Genomic DNA, 5,077 nt, shown 5'->3' with positions numbered 1-5,077 from the left:
TTTTAATGCAGCAGCCGGTTTCAGCAGGATACTGAAATGATTCAGGGATCATCATCACCAATTTCTGAAAGGTCTCATCCATCTCCAGTTCCACATCATGCAGAAGGTTGCTGATAGAATGCAGGCAGGTGAGTTCTTTCACCCGTTCTCCCAAAGCAAATTGCGAGCGCCGAAAAGCTATAGCTATACCCAGGGTTTGGGCAAGATTTTCATAACTGGATACTTCATCTCGATTGATAATGTAATTTTCCTTCTTTTTGAAAATCAGTAAACCTGGAATATTTTCATTAGTAGAAAAGGATAGATAAAAAAGCGAACCATATCCCGTTCTTTCGCCCAGAGATACACCCTCAGCATCCAAATACCGTCTATCCCGCCAGGCATCTGCTATCAAAATACTCGGAGTGTAGTAATAATAATTAAGTTCCTGGTTATAACGCCTGCGGAAAAGATCAACACATACCAGCTCTTCTGAACCGCCGTTTTCCAGACAAGGTATCATGCCAGGCTCAGAAGATATCTGAAAACCAGCTTCTGAAAATCGTGCTGAACCGTCTGATCCATAATGCCACACATACTGCAAATTCTCATCTGCCAACCGCAATTCTAAAGCATCACAGTCAACATAGCTGATCAATTCCTGTGAGATGGATTCCAGAAATGCCCTGCGTGAAAGTCCCTGCTCAGCATACTGTAATATCCGCCTGTTCAATTCATGCATACTCCGCATATAACACTCCTTGTTTAATGAGCCACTAATCCAGAACCTTAATATTATTGTAAAGTAAAATCGGGTAAAAATTCCCCACACTCTTAGCTGGTGGAAATTGAACAGTTTCGCATTTACCTTGACATTTGATAAGAAGTATATATTATATTCTATAGATAAATATTAAGGGTTGGAAAATGGATAAAAAACATAACTGTCTGGCAGTTTCTGATCTGCATGGCAATCTGAAGTCATATAGTAAGCTTTTTGCAGTTATAGAAACTGATAAACCGGAAGCTGTGTTCATAGCTGGTGATATAACGGGTGGCTATTACCGGACTCATCTGGGTGAAGACCTGGAGGAATTTATCCTGGGATTTATCCAGCAAAATCTGAATCAACTGCGTGAAAAGCTGGCTGATGATTATCCCGAGATATTTGTGATACTGGGTAATGACGATCCCCGTTACCTGGAAGAGGCATGTAAAAAACTTGAAGATCAGGGATTATGGCATTACGCTCATAACCGCTGCCTTAAATGGGGTAATTACAATGTTTGCGGGTATTCCTTTGTGCCCCCCACACCTTTTCGGATGAAAGACTGGGAAAAATATGACGTCTCACGCTATGTGGATGTGGGTGCCACATCACCATTGGATGGTTTCCACACTGTAGAAGTAGATAAACTGGAGCTTGAGTGGGGTACTATCAAACGCGACCTGGAGCAGTTATTTACAGCAGAAGATCTGTCGCACTATATCTGCCTGTTCCATTCTCCACCCTATAAAACCCTGCTTGATCGTGCTGCCTTAGATGGCAAAATGATAGATTATGCACCTTTAGATGTCCACATTGGCAGTATTGCCATCCGCGATTTCATCAGCAGACGTCAGCCGCACATATCTATCCACGGGCATGTGCACGAATCCACAAGTATCACAGGATCATGGCAGGACACTTTAGGAAAAACCGTAATGTTCAATGCCTCGGCAATTCTCCCCAAAATGGCACTCATCCGCTTCGATCTGGAAAACCCAGAAATGAGCCTGAGAGAAATCCTATAACAAATAAAACGTTTAACCAGAAAAATCACGAAAATCAATAAATGTAACCCCAATTTTCCCAAAAATTGCTCCACCACCCTGATTTCACCCAAAAGATACAAATAAATATCTAATAAAAAGCACATATCTCCATATAAATTAATAAGATATGAATCATATCCACCATCCCCAAAGCCCTAAACTGCCTTTAAGGGGGAACAACAAAGCACATAGTGACATTTTTTTGTTACTACGTGCTTTGTTGTTCCTCCTTAAGGGCGGAAATGGAACAGTAGTTCTGCTGAAATTTTTGTGAAAGTTGCGGGTATTGAGTTAAGATGCGAAGCAGATTGACTTAAGACAGGAGCAGGTATTTGATCAATCTGAATAAAGGAATGCTGCTCCATCATTTTTGCAGTCATTGATGATGGTGAAGAATTTCTCGTTCATATCCAGTTCAAAACTATCCGGCAGAACATATTGAGCAGTGAGAACTACTGAGTTATCAGCACTTATCTTTAGTTTGGCATAATTATACACGAAGCCACCCAGATTGATGAGCTTGGTTTGAGAGCAAACTACAAAAGCCTGAGGATTGCCAATTGAAATAGGTGCAAAATATTCCCAGACATCTATGGGCATACCGCCTATAGCATTTGGGGCTGTGGATTCTTCATTATCTGAGATCAGTTTGCAATTGCCATATTCAATTACCAGACTGGCATCTTCTCCTTGTCGCAGGGCTTCCATTAACTCGTCAAAATTCTTGATCTGCTTTGCCTGTAATAACCCGCAGGCAATGATCAGTATTGCTACTATTATAATCTTTTTCATGTTCACCTCTTTAGATTTATTTCTATTTCCATTTAAATAAATCATGAAACAAGGTAAAGTAATTTTCTATTATTCGGCTGATAAACCTGGAAGGTAATTATCATTATTGGGATTTATAATATCAGAACACAGGTATTAATCTATTGCTGTAAGTGAATTATAATTACGTTAGAACATCCGTATGGCCACAGGGAACCCACAGGGAGGGTACAGGGAAAAGAGTCAGAGACACGATTATATGTTAAGATACTAATATATAGTTAATTAAGCGATTAATAGTGAAATTTGGAAGAAAATCTCTGCATTAAATGGGTTATGGAAATTAAAATGTTTTTGATATGATAATACGATTGGTATATTTTGTAATATAAAGAAAGATTTTACCACAGAGGCACAGAGATCGATGAGGGGGAATAATGTAAAATTGAAAATGTAATCAGCCATAGGCTGACAAATCCGCCACAGCGGACAAGTCCACCCAAGGCGGACAAGTCCACCCAAGGCGGACAAGAATGTAAAATTAAATGTAATGTAATTTGAGAATAAAGAAATTTAAAGCAACGAACAAGACGAATTTAATATAAGAATAAAGAATGGAACACGGATTAGGCGGATTAGACGGATATGCACTGATAATGTAATTTTTAGGGGTGATTGGGAAAATAGGTGATTGGTGAATGGAGGGATATAAATGTAATCAGCCATAGCGGTAATAAGAAATTGAGCAACGAACAAGACGAACAAAACGAACTTAATATAAGATACATACCGGATGGATGACAGGGGTTGATTGTATTCAGGGATTAAGGTAGAAATTAACGGTCGCCAGGAGTCTTGTCCGGAGTACCGTTCAAAACTGCTGCTTAGTGGGGTGCTTTTCAGTTCGTTTTGTTTGTAATTGTTCGTTGCTGAATAATATATTTTTTTTGCCGGAAGGTATTCATCTTCATACATCTTCTCATATTGAGAGGGGGAATAATATTGAGTTTTCAGAGTAAATATTAATGGATTTCAATATTGATGGTTATGTAGTACATATATCACTTTCAGGAGTAGATTTTTCTTGACAGCATTTAAGCTGATGTTCCATATTTGAATTTGATAATGAATATGTAAATAACTAAGAGGAAATATTGATTATGATTGTGTTTAGCTGCCGGATAATGAATTTGCTAAATCGCTATATATATATATATATATAGGTCATTATTATTATACGCAGCAAAACACTTTGTGCAGATTATTCTGGGAGACTGTTTTAAATTCGGCTGACTTTTCGGCTTCAATTCCTGAAGCCATACTGGAAGATTAGTGTATTAATCTTCACTTCATAAAAATGAAATCGCTGCCTGAACCCTAGAGAAGAACAGGCAGCTAAATCATATAGGTTTAAAAAAAAGGTTCGGAAATAAAAAGCTCATATGAAAATAGTAAATTGAGCACAAACCGTAAACCTATTAAAATTACAGGAGGAAAAATGAAAAGGATATTTATAATTTTAATTCTATTATTCAGTATTTTATTACTGAATGCCAGTCAACCCAATAGGAATTATCCGTCATTTGAAGAAGAACTTAGTAAAGTAAAGACTTTATTTGATGGATTGATTCATGTAGAAATTGAGTTCTCTCAAGAGGAATATGGTTATGGTGATACTGTTAATGTAGTTGTTCATTTTGAAGTTGATACTGAGAAGAATGTAGAAAATCTTAAATTTGCTGTTTCTGACCCGGTATTAGCCGGTTTATATAACCTGCCCTACCTTTTACACACTGTTACCAGGGAAAGAATTGAGCAGGTATATAAATCTTACAATAAAGACCATCCGGGAGTTGAAGCAATAGTGAGAGATCATGATCTGATTCTGAGTAATGACAATCCCAGAGGTGATTATCCTCTTCGTTACGGGATATTTGTAAAAATTGAACGGAAAATATTAGGACCAGATGGACGGCTATATCCGTACTATTTTGAGACTTTAGATATATATTCTTTTACAGAATCAATTCACTATGAAAATATAACGGAATATCCTGGGAAAAAAGAAATGATAAGAATTCCAGTCAAATTGAAGTCATCTGCCTATTTGACGGAAGAAGAGATACAGCAAAATATCAATAAACATAATTTAAAAAAAACAGAAAAAAATGAATCTAAAAATAATATAGATCATGGCTATATAAATCCTAATAGCCTTAGACCAGGTGCAAGTGTAAACTTATTATCAGGTTCAACATTTGACATAGTATTGGCAGACTGGGATGCTCCTCCAGCATTAGAGATAGTGGACATTTATAATTTCTGGCAGGATTATATCACAGTGGGATATACTATTTTACATGTTAATGTACCAGAAGTCGAAGTAGATTGACTTAAGACAGGAGCAGGTATTTGATCAATCTGAATAAAGGAATGCTGCTCCATCATTTTTGCAGTCATTGATGATGGTGAAGAATTTCTCGTTCATATCCAGTTCAAAACTATCCGGCAG

The 5,077-nt window shown here is 37.4% G+C and carries 4 protein-coding genes; 2 read left to right on the top strand and 2 right to left on the bottom strand.

Annotation, left to right across the window (positions count from 1 at the left end):
• The coding region (locus RAO94_12835; protein ID MDP8323226.1) for a hypothetical protein at positions 1-730 on the bottom strand (730 nt) is incomplete at its 3' end.
• A gap of 176 nt (positions 731-906) precedes the next feature.
• Here RAO94_12835 and RAO94_12830 point away from each other — a divergent pair.
• Positions 907-1,773: a metallophosphoesterase gene (locus RAO94_12830; protein ID MDP8323225.1), complete on the top strand. Its 867-nt coding sequence runs from the start codon at positions 907-909 to the stop codon at positions 1,771-1,773.
• A gap of 357 nt (positions 1,774-2,130) precedes the next feature.
• On the opposite strand, the gene RAO94_12825 is transcribed toward RAO94_12830, so the two are convergent.
• Positions 2,131-2,586, bottom strand: a complete 456-nt coding sequence (locus tag RAO94_12825) for a hypothetical protein (protein MDP8323224.1) — start codon at positions 2,584-2,586, stop codon at positions 2,131-2,133.
• Between the two features lie 1,477 nt (positions 2,587-4,063).
• Between RAO94_12825 and RAO94_12820 the strand changes: the two genes are divergently transcribed.
• Positions 4,064-4,957 (top strand): hypothetical protein, encoded by an 894-nt coding sequence (locus RAO94_12820; protein ID MDP8323223.1) that lies wholly within the window; start codon positions 4,064-4,066, stop codon positions 4,955-4,957.
• Positions 4,958-5,077: the final 120 nt, after the last annotated feature.

It is taken from the genome of Candidatus Stygibacter australis (assembly GCA_030765845.1).
Lineage (GTDB): Bacteria > Cloacimonadota > Cloacimonadia > Cloacimonadales > TCS61 > Stygibacter > Stygibacter australis.
Note: the sequence above shows the minus strand (reverse complement) of the source record. Positions and strands in the feature narration are given on the sequence as shown.